The sequence below is a fragment of the Streptomyces bobili genome (assembly GCF_002154575.1).
Classification (GTDB): domain Bacteria; phylum Actinomycetota; class Actinomycetes; order Streptomycetales; family Streptomycetaceae; genus Streptomyces; species Streptomyces bobili.
Window position 1 is genome coordinate 918 of sequence record NZ_MUBA01000818.1, and the last position, 207, is coordinate 1,124.

Annotated in this window: 1 protein-coding gene; it reads right to left on the reverse strand. The window is 79.7% G+C overall.

Annotated elements, in window-relative coordinates:
- Nucleotides 1-207 (reverse strand): hypothetical protein (locus BZL64_RS40050; RefSeq protein WP_158101594.1); only part of this gene is annotated, 207 nt, incomplete at both ends.

The following is a 207-nucleotide window of genomic DNA, read 5'->3' on the forward strand; positions in this document are numbered from 1 at the left end:
CGGCTCGGCACGACGGCGGCGGGCAGCCGTTCGGCGAGGCGGGCACGGAGCGCGACCGGGTCCACGGCGGCACCAGGCGCCGCTGCCGCGAACAGGACCATGGTGCGGGGCGCGCCGGGGGTGTCGACCGCGACGGCGGCCACCTCGGCGAGCTCCGCCGCCTGTCCGGCCAGGACCTCGATCTCGCCGGGTTCCACCCGGTGCCCG